Origin of the sequence: Couchioplanes azureus, assembly GCF_014648355.1 — a bacterium.
Taxonomy (GTDB): Bacteria; Actinomycetota; Actinomycetes; order Mycobacteriales; family Micromonosporaceae; genus Actinoplanes; species Actinoplanes azureus.
In genome coordinates this window covers 160,601-175,968 of sequence record NZ_BMQY01000003.1, presented here as the reverse complement: position 1 = coordinate 175,968, position 15,368 = coordinate 160,601, and the positions used below count along the sequence as shown (strand labels likewise).

General features: G+C 73.5%; 10 protein-coding genes. 8 read left to right on the top strand and 2 right to left on the bottom strand.

All coding sequences use genetic code 11. The features are described from left to right. Positions 1-3 precede the first annotated feature (3 nt). From glgX to treZ, 3 genes are read left to right on the top strand one after another with little or no spacing between them, the layout of a single operon-like run. A complete protein-coding gene (gene glgX / locus IEY99_RS12115; protein WP_189202521.1) occupies positions 4-2,115 on the top strand; it encodes a glycogen debranching protein GlgX in 2,112 nt (703 codons plus the stop codon). Further along, complete coding sequence (gene treY, locus IEY99_RS12110; RefSeq protein WP_189202519.1) at positions 2,115-4,397, top strand: malto-oligosyltrehalose synthase; 2,283 nt, start codon at positions 2,115-2,117, stop codon at positions 4,395-4,397. The genes glgX and treY overlap by 1 nt, the downstream gene beginning before the upstream one ends. A gap of 2 nt (positions 4,398-4,399) precedes the next feature. Next, positions 4,400-6,133, top strand: coding sequence for a malto-oligosyltrehalose trehalohydrolase (gene treZ / locus IEY99_RS12105; RefSeq protein ID WP_189202511.1), 1,734 nt, complete (start codon positions 4,400-4,402; stop codon positions 6,131-6,133). Here the strand turns inward: treZ and IEY99_RS12100 are convergent, their stop codons facing one another. Further along, a complete protein-coding gene (locus IEY99_RS12100) occupies positions 6,134-6,874 on the bottom strand; it encodes a hypothetical protein (protein WP_189202509.1) in 741 nt (246 codons plus the stop codon). Positions 6,875-6,924: 50 nt separating this feature from the next. On the opposite strand from IEY99_RS12100, the gene yidD reads away from it, so the two are divergent. The 5 genes from yidD to IEY99_RS34890 all read left to right on the top strand — a co-directional run bounded on the left by yidD (position 6,925) and on the right by IEY99_RS34890 (position 12,777). Continuing rightward, positions 6,925-7,302, top strand: a complete 378-nt coding sequence (yidD, locus tag IEY99_RS35255; RefSeq protein ID WP_229798535.1) for a membrane protein insertion efficiency factor YidD — start codon at positions 6,925-6,927, stop codon at positions 7,300-7,302. 48 nt (positions 7,303-7,350) lie between these two features. Further along, positions 7,351-8,487 (top strand): transporter substrate-binding domain-containing protein, encoded by a 1,137-nt coding sequence (locus IEY99_RS12090; protein ID WP_229798533.1) that lies wholly within the window; start codon positions 7,351-7,353, stop codon positions 8,485-8,487. Beyond that, positions 8,484-9,503: a hypothetical protein gene (locus tag IEY99_RS12085; protein WP_189202505.1), complete on the top strand. Its 1,020-nt coding sequence runs from the start codon at positions 8,484-8,486 to the stop codon at positions 9,501-9,503. Before IEY99_RS12090 ends, IEY99_RS12085 begins: the two co-directional genes overlap by 4 nt. Positions 9,504-9,597: 94 nt before the next feature. Further along, entirely contained in the window at positions 9,598-10,320 is a 723-nt protein-coding gene (locus tag IEY99_RS12080) for a PP2C family protein-serine/threonine phosphatase (protein ID WP_189202503.1), read from the top strand. Positions 10,321-10,437: 117 nt separating this feature from the next. Continuing rightward, positions 10,438-12,777, top strand: a complete 2,340-nt coding sequence (locus IEY99_RS34890; RefSeq protein ID WP_189202501.1) for a putative bifunctional diguanylate cyclase/phosphodiesterase — start codon at positions 10,438-10,440, stop codon at positions 12,775-12,777. 20 nt (positions 12,778-12,797) lie between these two features. Here the strand turns inward: IEY99_RS34890 and hrpB are convergent, their stop codons facing one another. Continuing rightward, positions 12,798-15,338 (bottom strand): ATP-dependent helicase HrpB, encoded by a 2,541-nt coding sequence (gene hrpB / locus IEY99_RS12070; protein WP_373293332.1) that lies wholly within the window; start codon positions 15,336-15,338, stop codon positions 12,798-12,800. Positions 15,339-15,368: the final 30 nt, after the last annotated feature.

The following is a 15,368-nucleotide window of genomic DNA, read 5'->3' as shown; positions in this document are numbered from 1 at the left end:
CGCATGCAGGTGTGGCCGGGGCATCGGTATCCACTGGGGGCGACGTACGACGGGACGGGCACGAACTTCGCGATCTTCTCGGAGGTCGCCGAGGCCGTGGAGCTGTGCCTGTTCGACGCGTCGGGGAACGAGCGCAAGGTCCAGCTGCACGAGCAGGACGCCTTCGTGTGGCACGCCTACCTGCCGGGCGTGGAGCCGGGGCAGCGGTACGGCTACCGCGTGTACGGGCCGTACGACCCCTCGCGGGGGCTGCGCTGCAACCCGCACAAGCTGCTGCTCGACCCGTACGCGCGGGCGGTCGACTCGGACATCGACTGGCATCCGAGCCTCTACGCGTACGACTTCGACAACCCGGACCAGATGTCGGACCTCGACTCGGCGCCGCACATGGCCAAGGGCGTGGTGGTCAACCCGTACTTCGACTGGGGCAACGACCGGCGGCCGGACATCCCGTACCACCACTCGGTGATCTACGAGGCGCACGTGAAGGGCCTCACCGAGCGCCATCCCGAGGTGCCGAAGGACATGCGCGGCACGTACGCGGCCATCGGCCACCCGGCGATCATCGAACACCTCGCCAAGCTGGGCGTGACCGCGCTCGAGCTGATGCCCGTGCACCAGTTCGTGCACGACAACCGCCTCGACGACCTGGGCCTGCGCAACTACTGGGGCTACAACACCCTGGGCTTCTTCGCGCCGTACCACGGATACTCCGCGATGGGCTCGCTCGGCCAGCAGACCCAGGAGTTCCGGGGCATGGTCAAGGCCCTGCACGCGGCCGGCATGGAGGTCATCCTCGACGTCGTCTACAACCACACGGCGGAGGGCAACCACCTGGGCCCGACCATGAGTCTCAAGGGCATCGACAACCGGACCTACTACCGGCTCGTGGACGACCAGCCGAATTTCTACATGGATTACACGGGTACGGGTAACAGCCTCAACGTGCGCAGCCCGCAGAGCCTCCAGCTGATCATGGACTCGCTGCGCTACTGGGTCACCGAGATGCACGTCGACGGCTTCCGCTTCGACCTCGCGTCCACCCTGGCCCGCGAGTTCTACGACGTCGACCGGCTGTCCACCTTCTTCGAGGTCGTGCAGCAGGACCCGGTGGTCGGCCAGGTGAAGCTGATCGCCGAGCCGTGGGACGTCGGCCCGGGCGGCTACCAGGTCGGCAACTTCCCGCCGAACTGGACGGAGTGGAACGGCAAGTACCGCGACACCGTGCGGGACTTCTGGCGCGGTGAGCCGGCCACCCTGGCCGAGTTCGCCAGCCGGATCACCGGCTCGGCCGACCTCTACCAGGACGACGGCCGCAAGCCGTTCCACTCGATCAACTTCGTCACCGCGCACGACGGCTTCACGCTCAACGACCTGGTCTCGTACAACGACAAGCACAACGAGGCCAACGGCGAGGAGAACCGGGACGGCGAGAGCCACAACCGCTCCTGGAACTGCGGCACCGAGGGCCCGACCGACGACCCGGCCGTGCTCGCGCTGCGCGCCAAGCAGCGGCGCAACTTCCTGGCCACGCTGATGCTCAGCCAGGGCGTGCCGATGATCTCGCACGGCGACGAGCTCGGCCGCACCCAGCAGGGCAACAACAACGCGTACTGCCAGGACAACGAGCTGAGCTGGATCGACTGGGACTCCGCCGACGAGACGCTGCTGGAGTTCACCCGCAAGCTGACCGCGTTCCGCCACCGCCACCAGGTCTTCCAGCGGCGCCGGTTCTTCACCGGCCTGCCGGTCACCGCCCGTGGCGGCGGCGACCCGCTGCCGGACCTGGAGTGGTTCACCCCGGACGGGCGCCAGATGGCCGGCGACGACTGGGGCAACGACTTCGGCCGCGCGGTCGCGCTGTTCGTCAACGGCGAGGGCATCCGCGAGCGCGGCCAGTACGGCCAGCGCCACGTCGACAGCTCGTTCCTGCTCTTCTTCAACGCCCACGACGCGCCGATTGAGTTCGTCACCCCGCCCGCCGAGTACGGCGAGAAGTGGGAGAAGGTCATCGAGACGGCCGAACCGTCGCCCGACCGCCCCAACGTGGTCGAGGCGGGCTCCACGATCCTCGTTCCGGACCGCTCGCTCATCGTCTTGGACAGGACGGTTTAATGCCCTCAGCCGCTGACGCCCCATCCGGTACCTACCGCGTCCAGATCCGTCCCGACTTCGGTTTCAAGAGCACCGCGGAACTCGCCGACTACCTGGCCGACCTCGGCGTGAGCCACCTCTACACGGCGCCGATCCTCACCGCCGTCCCCGGCTCCGAGCACGGCTACGACGTCGTGGACCACGGCGGGGCCAGCCCGGCGCTCGGTGGCGAGCAGGGCCGGCAGGCGCTCCGCAAAGCGCTGGACGCCGCCGGGCTGGGCCTGGTCGTCGACATCGTGCCCAACCACGCCGGGGTGGCCGTGCCCGCCGCCAACCCGACGTGGTGGGACGTGCTGAAGAACGGGCGGCAGTCGCAGTACGCGAAGTTCTACGACATCGACTGGGAACGCGGGAAGCTGCTGATCCCGGTGCTCGCCGACGAGCCGGACGCCCTCGACCACCTGCGCGTCGAGGACGGCGAGCTGCACTACTTCGACAAGCGGTACCCGATCGCCGAGGGCACCGGCGGGGGCAGCGCGCGGGAGGTCCACGACCGGCAGCACTACGAGCTGGTCAACTGGACCCGCGGCGACGCCGAGCTCAACTACCGGCGCTTCTTCGCCATCGTGGACCTCGCCGGGCTGCGGGTCGAGGACCCGGAGGTCTTCGAGGCCACCCACCGGGAGATCCTGCGCTGGTACGCCGAGGGCGCCGTGCAGGGCATCCGGGTCGACCACCCGGACGGCCTGCGCGATCCCGGCGAGTACCTGCGGCGGCTGCACGAGGCGGCGCCGGACGCCTGGATCGTGGTCGAGAAGATCCTGGAGCCGGGGGAGGAGCTGCCGGACTGGCCGGTCGCCGGCACCACCGGTTACGACGCGCTGGCCGAGGTCTGCGGCGTCTTCGTCGACCCCACCACCGAGGCGTTCTTCGACACCCTCGACCACCACCTGACCGGCGGCGAGACGAGCTGGCAGGACCTCGTCCACCAGACCAAGTACCAGCTGGCGACCACCCAGCTCGCCGCCGAGCTCGCCCGGATGGGCCGACTCGTGCCGGAGATCGAGGGCGCCGGCCCGGCGCTCGCCGAGCTGGCCGCCTGCTTCCCGGTCTACCGCTCGTACCTGCCCTTCGGGTCCCGGCACCTGGCCAGGGCGCGCGCCGAGGCGGGCCGCCGGCGGCCGGGCCTGATCCCCGCCCTGGACCAGCTCACCGCCCGGCTGCGCAACCCGGCCGACGAGCTGGCGCTGCGCTTCCAGCAGTACACCGGCGCGGTGATGGCCAAGGGCGTGGAGGACACCGCGTTCTACCGGTGGACCCGCTTCACCGCCCGCAACGAGGTGGGCAACGACCCGGCCAAGTTCGGGGTGAGCCCCGACGAGTTCCACGACTTCGCCGACGAGCGGCAGCGGCGGTGGCCGAACGGCATGACCACCCTCTCCACCCACGACACCAAGCGCAGCGAGGACGTCCGGGCCCGGCTCGCCGTGCTGGCCGAGGTGCCCGGCGACTGGACCGAGGTGGTCCGCCGCTGGGTGCGCGTCGCCCCGCTGCCGGATCCCGCGCTGGCCCACCTGATCTGGCAGGCCGCGGTCGGCGCCTGGCCGATCGAACGGGAGCGGCTGCAGGCGTACGCGCTGAAGGCGGCCCGCGAGGGCGGCGTCGGCACCAGCTGGACCAGGCAGGACGAGGAGTTCGAGGCCGCGCTGCGGGCCATGGTGGACCGGATCTACGACGACCCGGCCCTGCACGGCGAGGTGGACGGCTTCGCCCGCTCGATCACCGCACCCGGCTGGTCGAACGCGCTCGGCCAGAAGCTCGTGCAGCTCGCCATGCCCGGCGTCCCCGACGTCTACCAGGGCACCGAGCTGTGGGACCACTCCCTGGTCGATCCCGACAACCGGCGGCCGGTCGACTTCGGCATGCGCCGCGAGCTGCTCGCCCGCCTCGACGACGGCTGGCAGCCGCCGATCGACGCCGGCGGCGCGGCCAAGCTGCTGGTCACCAGCCGTACGCTGCGCCTGCGCCGGCAACGCCCGGAACTGTTCAGCGACTACCGCCGCGTGTACGCCGAGGGGCGCGTCGCCGAGCACGTGCTCGCCTTCGACCGCGGCGGGGTGGTGGTGGTCGCCACCCGCCTGCCGGTGGGATTGTCACGCCACGGCGGCTGGCACGACACCACGCTGACACTCGACGGCCATACCTGGACGGAAGCCTTCACCAGCACCAGCTACGGCGGAAGCCGCCTCGCCGTGGCCGACCTGCTGCACACCTATCCCGTCGCCCTGCTGGTGAAAGAGTGACCATGACCCTCTTCGAAGTGTGGGTACCGGAGAAAACCGTCAAGCTGCGGCTCGACGGGACGGACCGCGAGATGACCCGCGGCGAGGACGGGTGGTGGCGCCTGGAGGTGCCCGAGGCCGGCCCCGGCACCGACTATGCGTACCTTTTGCCGGATCACGACACCCCGCTTCCCGACCCGCGGTCGAGGTGGCAGCCTGAGGGCGTGCACGGTCCCAGCCGGGTGTACGACCACGCGGCCTTCCCCTGGACGGACGGCGCCTGGACCGGACGTCAGCTCCCGGGCTCCGTCCTCTATGAACTGCACGTCGGCACCTTCACCCCGGAAGGCACCTTCGACGCCGCCGTCGAGCGGCTGGACCACCTGGTGGAGCTCGGCATCGACCTGGTGGAGCTGCTGCCCGTCAACGCCTTCAACGGCGAGTACAACTGGGGCTACGACGGCGTCTGCTGGTACGCCCCGCACGAGGCGTACGGCGGCCCCGACGGCCTCAAGCGTTTCGTCGACGCGGCGCACGCCAAGGGGCTGGGCGTGGTGCTGGACGTGGTCTACAACCACTTCGGGCCCAGCGGCGCCTACGCGCCCATGTTCGCGCCGTACCTGAGCGCGGCCGGCAGCAACCCGTGGGGCGCCTCGGTGAACCTCGACGGCCCGTTGTCCGGCGAGGTCCGCCGCTACGTCATCGACAGCGTGCTGGCCTGGCTGCGCGACTACCACGTCGACGGCCTGCGGCTGGACGCCGTGCACGCGCTGGTCGACCACAACGCGATCCATCTGCTCGAGCAGATGGCGGCCGAGGTGGAGAGCCTCTCGGTGCACCTGCGCCGCCCGCTGTCGCTGATCGCCGAGTCGGACCTCAACGACGCCACGCTGATCACGCCGCGGCAGGCCGGCGGCTACGGCCTCGACGCCCAGTGGGACGACGACGTCCACCACGCCCTGCACGCGCTGCTCACCGGGGAGCGGCAGGGCTACTACGGCGACTTCGGTTCGCTCGAATGCCTGGAGACGGTGCTGACCGGGGCGTTCTTCCACGCGAACACGTGGTCCAGCTTCCGCCGCCGCAACCACGGCCGGCCGATCGACCGGGCCCGGACGCCGGGGCACCGCTTCGTCGCGTACCTGCAGAACCATGACCAGATCGGCAACCGTGCGGTCGGCGACCGGCTCTCGGCGACCCTGTCGCCGGGGCTGCTGAAGGTCGGCGCGACCCTGCTGCTGACCTCGCCGTTCACGCCCATGCTGTTCATGGGCGAGGAGTGGGCGGCGAGCAACCCGTGGCAGTTCTTCACCAGCCACCCGGAGCCGGAGCTCGCGGCGGCCGTGCAGAACGGCCGGCGGCGCGAGTTCGGCGCGCACGGCTGGGCCGAGGCCGAGGTGCCGGACCCGCAGGACCCGGCGACCTTCGAACGCTCCAAGCTCGACTGGTCGGAGCGCGACAAGCCGGGCCACCAGGAGATCTTCGACCTGCACAAGCGCCTCATCGCGCTGCGCCGCGAGCAGGCCGACCTCTCCGACCCCCGGCTCGACCGGGTCGACGTCTGGCACGGCGACCAGTACGTGGTGATGCGCCGCGGCCGGTGCGTGGTGGCGGCCAACCTGGCGCCGGTGCCGCAGACGGTGAGCCTGCGCTCGGTGCCGAGCAAGGTGCTGCTGGCCACCGAGCCCGGCGTGGTGCTCCAGCGCGACCGGGTGGAGCTGCCGCCGGAGACCGCCGTGGTGGTCTTCGCCCGCTGATCAGCGCCGCCGGTGCCGTGTCACCTCGGCACCGGCGACCGCCGGGTCCGCGCGGCGCCAGCGCTGGCCGAGCCGGTAGGCGACGGCTCGTGAGCCGTGGACCAGCCCGGCCGGGCGCAGGTCCGGCGGGGCGTTGCGGATCGGGTCGAACGCCAGCCTCGCGTCCGTCTCCGCGCTGAGCACGGCGCCGAAGCGCACCCGGCCGGCGAACCCCTCGGCGTCACCACCGGTGACGCCGAGCATCAGGCAGGCGCCGTCGTGCGCGGCCGCGGCGACGACGTCGGCGAGGGTACGCCCCAGCGGGGCGCCGTCGGGGTCGGGCCGGACGGTCAGGTAGAGCTTGCGGCCCGTGCCCGCGCGGTGCGCCAGGATCGTCGCGTACGTCGCGTCGAACCGGCGCCGCGGCACCGGGACGTGCCGGAGCAGCCGGCTCCGGCCGGTGGTGGAGAACAGCAGGTCGCGGCGCTGACCGGCGGCCGGCCCGTGCACCCGTACGGCGACGCCCAGCACGTCCGGCCAGCCCGGCGGGGTGCCCGCGCCCTTGGAGACGCGCACGGTGACCGGATGGCGTCCCGGACGGTCCAGCAGGCCCACGCCGGTCGGCGTGCCCAGGCCCCACACCTCCAGCTCGCCGGTGAACGAGCGCCCGTCGGGGTGCAGGAACCGGCGGGTACGCGAGCGCGCGATCCGCACGCCGACGGCGACGGCGCCCGCCGCCAGGAGGCCACGCCCGATCGTCATGGCGGCCGATATACCCGGCCGGGTCGCGGCCATGCGCCACCATGGTGACCATGTGGGGTTTCAAGCGGCGCCGCAAGCGGCGCAAGAGGCATCTCGGCGACTGCGGTGACTGCGACTGCGATGTCTGTGACATCCCGGGTTGCGACTTCGGCCTGTTGAGTACCACTCTGCTGGCCTTCTCCCGGTTCGGCGGCGAGCGCAGGGCCCGGGAGACCGGCACCGACCGCGCGGTGACCGCCGCGATCCGCGGCTATCGCCGGGTGTCGCCGCGGCTGCCCACCCGCTGCCGCTTCACGCCCACCTGCAGCGCCTACGGACTCGAGGCGGTGCAGCGCTACGGCACCCGCCGCGGCCTGCGGCTCGCGGCCGAGCGCCTGCGTCGCTGCCGGCCGGGGGTCTCGTACGGTACCGCCGACCCCGTTCCGTGACCTTCGTCCGGCACGATATCCCTCCGCGACGGGGACGGGGGTGCGGGGATGTCGACCATGGACGGCGAGCGGGAACGGACGCCGGTCCGCAAGATCGTGGTGCGCCGGCCGCCGCGGCAGCGCGGCGCGCCGCCCCGGCGCGGTGCCGCACCCCGGCAACGCCGTGCCGAGCGGGCGCTGAGCGGGCTCCAGCGCACCTTCGCCCGCCCGGAGGCGGTCCGCAGCTGGGGTGACTCGCTGGCACCGTGGCGGCTGGCCGCCGTCGGCGTGGTCATCGCCCTGGTGCTCGGCTTCTCCTGGGTGCGGCTGTTCCACATGGGCCCGCCGTCGGTGGAGGACCTGCGCCGGGCGGCGGGCGTCGACGAGTGGCGCACGCTGGCCATCGGCGTCAAGGACGACCAGCCGGGCGTCGCCTACCGCGACCCGCAGGGCGCCTGGAGCGGGTTCGACATCGACATCGCGTACATGATCGCCGAGGATCTGGGCTTCCGCCGCGAGGACGTGCGTTTCTACGGCATCGAGAGCGAGGACCGGGCCCGCATGGAGGCCGCCGACCCGGACGGCAACCCGGTGCCGGTGAAGATGGTCATCGCGAGCTACAGCATCACGGCCGAGCGCGAGGCCATGCCCAACGTCATGTTCTCGGCGTCCTACCTGCACACCGAGCAGTCGGTCATCACCCTGCGCGGTCACCCCAAGGTCGCCAGCCTCGAGGAGTTCAAGGACAAGAAGGTCTGCACCCTCTCCGCCTCCACCAGTGCGGTCACGGCGAATGCGTCCGGCGCCCAGCTCGTGCGGCGCAACCGCGTGTCGGAGTGCTTCACCGCGATGGAGAAGGGCGACGTCGGCGCGGTGAGCACCGACGCCGCCATCCTGGGCGGCTTCAAGGCGCGCGATCCCGGCCGCTACGACCACTGGGACCTGGGCGACGACAAGACCGAGGCCTGGGGCGTCAGCGTCGGCGACAACAAGGCCCTGCTGGACCTGGTCGACCTCAGCCTCTACCGCTCCTATGCCGACCCCAAGGACTCCCGCTGGGAGCGGGCCTTCCAGAACAACATCGCGGCCGAGGTACGCGCCAACGTCGAGCCCGGCGGCGCACCCGTTCCGCTGGCCCGCCCCCAGCAGCCGCTCGCCCGCCGCCCCGAGGTGCGCGAGCTGCCCTGGGAGGAGATCGCGCCGTGACCGTGCTGCGCACCCTCGAGCGGCCGCGCCGCCGCCGCGCCCAGCTCAACTGGCTCTTCACCGCGCTGCCGGCGTTCCCGCTGGTCCTGCTCGTGCTCCGGCTCTGGTACCTGAGCCGGCAGGACCTGCCCACCATGTTGCTGCTGGTGCAGTACGTCAGCCCGCTGGGCATGATCAGCGCCCTGGTGATCACGCTGATCTGGATCGTGCCGGCGGTGGTGCTCGTGCTGCGGATGCTCGGCGGCATCCTGCTGGTCAGCACCCCGGACGCCGGCGAGGCCGCCCGCCGCTCGCTGCTCGCGCTCACCGCGCTGCGCATGCCCGACTGGGTGGTGCTGCTCGCCGTGGCACTCGCCGGCTTCACCTGGCAGATGCGCATGCTGCCGACGCTGCTCATGCTCGTCGTCGCGATCCTCGGTCTGACGGCCGTGCAGCGTCACCCGCACGAGCGCCGGATGCTGGTGGTGGTCACCCTGGTCGTCCCGATCGCGATCGGCGCGCTGGAGCTGCTCTGGCTGCGGCCCGGCATCCGGGCGGCCCTGACCGCGGGCGACACGGGTACGGCCGTCCTGCTGCTCGCGCCGCCGCTGCTCGGCTGGCTGCTGACCGGGCCGGTGCCGCCGCGCGCGGCCCGGCTCGCCACCCACTGGCCCGCGGTCGGCGCGGCCTTGGTCGCCCCGTTCGTCATCGGCGTCGTGTTCCTGCGCGCACCCGTGCTGCCCAACAGCGCCGTCGAGGTCCGGGCCGGCAACGAGCCGATGCGGGTGCTGCGCGGCCAGCTCATCAACGTCGACGACACCGCGACCACGATCCTGGGTCGCGGCGGCGACGTCGTCTTCGTGCCCAACGACCAGGTGCGGTCGAAGACGCTCTGCCCCGAGCCGGTACGCACCCAGCACAGCCGGATCACCGTCCGCGGCTGGCCGGTGGACGAGTCGGCGCTGGAATGGGTGGCGCCCACCCGGCCGGTCGCCGACGTCGATCCCCGGTGTCTGGGCCGGCCGCTCCATCCGTGACGGAGTGCCTTTTTCCGCAGTTCGCGGACGGTTGTCCCGGCGCGCCGCCGACCGCGTGCAGACAGGGTGGACCGGACCTGGCAGGCTGCACGCCATGACCTTGCACCTGCGGTGGGCGGCCGTCACCGACAAAGGCCACGTGCGAAGCAGCAATCAGGACTGCTACTACGCCGGTGACCGGCTCCTGGTCGTCGCCGACGGCATGGGCGGGATGGCCGCCGGTGACGTCGCCAGCCGTATCGCCGTCGAGGCCATGGTCTCCCTGGACGTGGGCATCGACAACGAGCACCAGATGGACGCGCTGCACAAGGCGCTCGAGGTGGCCAACGGGCGGATCGCGGAGGCGGTCGCCGGCGACGCGGCCCTGCAGGGGATGGGCACCACGCTGACCGCCGTGATCTTCTCCGGCGACCGCGCGGCCCTCGCCCACGTCGGCGACAGCCGCGCCTACCTGCTGCGCGACGGCCGGCTCAACCAGCTCACCAAGGACCACACCTACGTGCAGATGCTCGTCGACCAGGGCCTGATCCGGCCCGAGGAGGCGGGCAGCCACCCGCGGCGCGCGGTGGTGACCCAGGCGTTGCAGGGTGAGCCGGTCAGCCCGTCGTACGTCATCGTGGAGCCCGAGCCGGGCGACCGCTGGCTGCTGTGCAGCGACGGCCTCACCGCGGTCGTGTCCCCCGAGCGGATCGAGGCCGAGCTGCTCGCCTGTGACGTGCCGCAGACCTGCGCCGAGCGCCTGCTCGACCTCGCCCTGCACGGCGGCGGCCCGGACAACATCACCGTGATTGTCGCCGATCTGACAGTCGGCGTCTGAGGCGTCCCGGCCGGTCCCCGGCGCACGCTGGTTGCGGGCGGCCCGGGCTGCGGTACCTTACTGGCGGCCGATGACCGGCCGGCACGGGTTCGTTCCTCTTGGCCGCGGCGGGTGGTGATGACGACGGTACGGCTGTCGGCGCGGGTGCCCGTGACGCTGGCGCTCGTCGCCGCCGTCACGGCCGTCGGCACGTACGCGGTCCCCGCCGGCTCGGGCCAGCGCCTCTACACCGACGCCGCCCAGTTCGCCGCCGGCGCGATCGCCGCCGGGGTCTGCCTCGTGGCGGCCCGCGACCACACCGGCGCCCGGGCACACTGGCGGGTGATCCTCGGCACCGGCCTCGCCGCCTGGACGCTGGCGCGGCTGTGCTGGACGCTGCGGGACATCCTCGAACCGGACCGGGCGCCGGACGTCACGTTCGCCGACGCCGGGCCCCTGGCGCTGCCCGTCCTCATCTTCGTGGGCCTGATCGCCGGCTCCCTGGCCCTGCCGCGGCCGGTGCAGGACTCGATGCGCCGCGACCGCACGGTGCTGGTCATCGACAGCGTGCTGATCTGCGGGTCGCTGCTCGCCCTGGTCCGCTCGGCCCTGCCCCACGAGTTCCTCGAACGGGCCGGCCGGGACCCGTGGACGGCCGGGTTCGCCGCGGCGTACCCGGTGGCGGACCTGGTCCTGGTGGTGATGACGCTGCTGCTGCTCGGCACCCGCCCGGCGTCGCGGCCCGGCCGGGTGACACTGCGGCTGCTGGTGCTGGCCATGCTCGCCCTGGGCTTCTCCGACACGCTGCGGCTGCTGCACCTGGACGACACGGTCATGACGCCGCTCGAATCGGCGGGCTGGCTGCTCGGCCCCGCGTTGCTGGCCCTCGCCGCCACGAGCAACAAGGGAGTCGTCGAGATGGACGTCGCCGAGCGGGGCGACGGGGAGTGGCTGCATCTGCTGCTGCCGTACGTGCCCGTCGTGACGACCGGCGTCTTCCTCGCCGTCCGCACCGGCAGCGGCGGGCAGCTGACGTCCTCCGAGGCGTACCTCGGCTGGCTGGTGCTGGGGCTGGTGGTGGCGCGGCAGATGTTCACCATCGTGGACAACGCCGTGCTGCTGGCCCGGGTCTCCGAGGGCCGGCGGGAGCTGCACCACCAGGCCTACCACGACCCGCTGACCGGGCTCGCCAACCGGGCGCTGTTCCGCGAACGGCTGGTGCTCGCCCTGGACGCGTACCGGTACCGCCGGGTGCCGGTCGCGCTCATCTTCGCCGACCTGGACGACTTCAAGCTCATCAACGACGGCTTCGGCCACGCCGTGGGCGACAAGCTGCTGCGGCTCATCGCCGAGCGCCTCGCCGCCGCCGTCGGCCCGGGCGACCTGGTGGCCCGGCTCGGCGGCGACGAGTTCGCGGTGCTGCTGGAACGCCCGGGGGAGCAGGCCGAGGAGACCGGGCACCGGATCCTGACCGCGCTGCGGGAGCCGTACGTCATCGACGGGCACACCCTCGGCGTCAGCGCCAGCCTCGGCCTGGTCCTGCCGGAGCGCGCGGACGAGGAGCTGACCGCCGACGTCCTGCTGCGCCGGGCCGACGCGGCGATGTACGTCAGCAAGCGCCGCGGCAAGAACGCCATGGCCCGCTACACGGCCGGCGCCGACGGCGGCCCGAACGCTGATCTGCCGGCGCTGCTGGCCCGGGCCGTCAGCGCGCCGGCGGACTTCGGTTTCGAGGTGCACTACCAGCCGATCGTGCGCTTCTCGGACGGCGCGGTGGTGGCCGTCGAGGCCCTGGCCCGCTGGACGGATCCGGTCGCGGGCCCGGTCGACCCGGACGTGTTCGTGACGGTCGCGGAGCGCACCGGCCTGGTCGCGGCGATCGACGACTTCGTCCTCGACCGGGCGTGCCACCAGGCGGGGACGCTGGCCACCGCGTACGGCCGCCCGATCGACGTGCACGTGAACGTGTCGGCGGCCCGGCTCGGCCGGCACGGTCTCGAGGACGCGGTGCTGCGCGCGGTGAAGCGGCACTCGGTGCGCGCCTCCCGCCTGGTCGTGGAGATCACCGAGACCCGCCGCATCCCCGACCTGTCCCGCGCGGTGGAGGTCCTGCACCGCCTGCGGCAGTACGGGGTGCGCGTGGCCCTGGACGACTTCGGCAGCGGCTACAACGCGCTGGCGCAGCTGCACTCGCTGCCGGTGGACATCGTCAAGCTCGACTCCGGTCTGACCGATGTGGACGTCAGCCCCGAGCGGGCGGGCGCGCTGTGCCGGTCGGTGGTGCGGATCTGCGCCGAGCTGGGCGTGTCGGTGGTGGCCGAGGGAGTGGAGACGCCGGAGCGGGCGCGGGCCCTGGCGGCGCTCGGCTGCGAGCTCGGGCAGGGCTACCTCTTCGGCCAGCCCGGTCCGGCGCACCTCCTGACGGCGACGATCCCGGCGCAGACCGACCCGTCCTCCACCGCACACCTGGCCTCCTAGGACGCTGTAGGGGTGGTGCGTCACGGCGCCCGCCGGTTGGTGCGCCGGGTCGGCGTGGCGGTCACCGGATCCTCCGGCCACGGATGGCGGGGATAGCGGCCGCGCATCTCCGCCCGTACCCCCGGATAGGCGTTGGTCCAGAACGACGCGAGGTCGCTCGTCACGGCCAGCGGCCGGCCGGCGGGGGAGAGCAGGTGCAGCACCACCGGAACGCCGGCCACCCGGGGAGTGTCCTGCCAGCCGAAGGTCTCCTGCAGCTTCACCGCCAGCACCGGCACGGCCGGGTCCGAGTAGTCGACGCGCACGGCTGACCCGCTCGGCACCGGCAGGCGCTCCGGCACGACCTCGTCGAGGCGCCCCGCCACCGACCACGGCAGCAACCGGCGCAGCGCGCCGGCCACGTCGATCCGTGCCAGATCGGCGCGGCGCCGGGCCGAACCCAGGTCGAGCCAGTCCGCCTCCGCCAGGGCCTCGTCGGACACGTCCGGCCAGGGCTCGCCGAGCGTCGCATGCGCGAACGCCAGCCGGGACCGCAGCTCGGTGGCGGCCCGCGGCCAGGTCAGCAGCCCCAACCCCTCCCGGCGCAGGCCCTCCCGCAGGGCGGCCCGCACGAGGTCCGGGTCCGGGTCCTCGATCCGGCGCTCCGCCAGGACGATCGCGCCGAGCCGCTCCACGTGCCGTGCGACCACGTCGCCGTCGGCCCAGCCGATCTCCGTGGCCGTCGCCGCCAGCGTCGCGGCGGCGATCCGGGCCGTCGCCTCGTCGAGCGGGGCGGCGCCGCGGATGCGCGCGGTCCGGGCACCCGGCGCGCGGTCCGCGTCGGCGACCGCCAGCCAGGTCGTGCCCGCCAGCACGCTGCCGCCGTGCAGCTCCGCGGCGGTCCCGCCGGCCATCAGGTACGCGCGGGAGCCGGCTTCCCGGGCCCGCGCGACCCGTTCCGGGTAGGCGAGTCCCACGATGAGCCCGGCGGCGAGATCGTCGGTGAGCTTCAGTGCCTTGTCCGCCTCGGGGCTTTTCTGTGAGTTCGGGCCCTCGGCTGCTTCCGGGCTTCTCTGCGGGCTCGGTGCCTCGTCCGCTTCCGGGCTTTTCTCCCGGCCCAGTGTCGCGGTCAGGCGGCGGACCTCGGTGGTCCAGGCGCGGTCGCGGTCGGAGCGGGCCCGGCGCCAGGCGGCGACCAGGTCGTCCGCGGTCCGGTCCGCGTCGAGCACCGCGACGATCTCCGCCGCGCGCCGCCCGCCCACCAGCGGAGCCCCGTCGAGCAGCGCCCGGGCCAGGCGCGGGTGCAGGCCGGCGTCGGCCAGCCGGCGACCCCGCGCGGTCACCCGGCCGTCCGGGCCGGTCGCCCCGAGCGTGCGCAGAGTGCCCATGGCCGAGCGCAACGCACCCGGCGGCGGCGCGTCCGGCAGGGCCAGCCCGTCGCCGTCCGGATGCCCCCACAGGGCCAGGTCGAGGGCGAAGCCGGTCAGGTCCGCGGCCGCCACCTCCGGCTCCGGCTGCGCCGGAAGCCGCTCGTGCTGCGCCGGCGACCAGCAGCGGTACACCCGGCCGGGCGCCTCGCGCCCGGCGCGTCCCGCCCGCTGCGTGGCCGCCGCCCGGGACACCGGCACGGTCACCAGCGCGCCGAGACCCCGCGCGTGGTCCATCCGGGGGACCCGGCTCAGCCCGGCGTCCACGACCGCGCGTACGCCGGGAACCGTGAGGCTGCTCTCCGCGACGGCCGTGGCCAGCACCACCCGCCGGGACGCACCCGGCCGCAAGGCGGCGTCCTGGGCCGCGCCGGTCTGCCGGCCGTGCAGCGGCACGAGGTCCGCGCCGATGCCGTGCAGCAATCCCGCGACGGTGGCGATCTCCCGGGCGCCCGGCAGGAAGACGAGCACGTCGCCGTCGCCCTCGGCCACCGCACGGCGGACCGTCGCGGCCACGTGCGCGAGCAGGCGGGGATCGACGCGCAGGCCGTGCGGGGCGTCGACCGGCTGCGGCGGCGGGCACCACCGTACGTCGACCGGATGCAGCGCGGCCGCGGCGGTCACCACCGGCGCGCCGCCGAGGATCGTGGCGAGGCGCTGGGCCTCGGCCGTCGCGGAGGTGGCGAGCAGGCGCAGGTCCGGGCGCAGGGCGGCGCGCACCTCGACGAGGAAGGCGAGGGCCAGGTCGGAGTCGAGGTGCCGTTCGTGGCACTCGTCGAGCACCACCGCGGCGGTGCCGGCCAGCTCCGGGTCGCGGTGCAGCCGCCGGACCAGCACCCCGGTGGTCACCACCTCGATCCGGGTGCTCGCGGACACCCGGCGGTCGCCGCGCACGGTGTAGCCGACGCGCCCGCCCACCTCCTCGCCGAGCAGGGCGGCCATCCGCCGGGCCGCCGCCCGCGCCGCCACCCGGCGGGGCTCGGCGACCACCACCCGGTCCGGTCCCGAGGCGAGTGCCAGCGGGACGACCGTGGTCTTGCCGGTGCCCGGCGGGGCCACCAGGACCGCCGTGCCGGCATCCGCGAGGGCGGCGGTCACGTCGGCAAGGACCGCGCGGATGGGGAGATCCGGGAGGGCGTCGGCGGCGATCAGCACCGGACAAGTCTCGCCTACCCCGTGCCACGG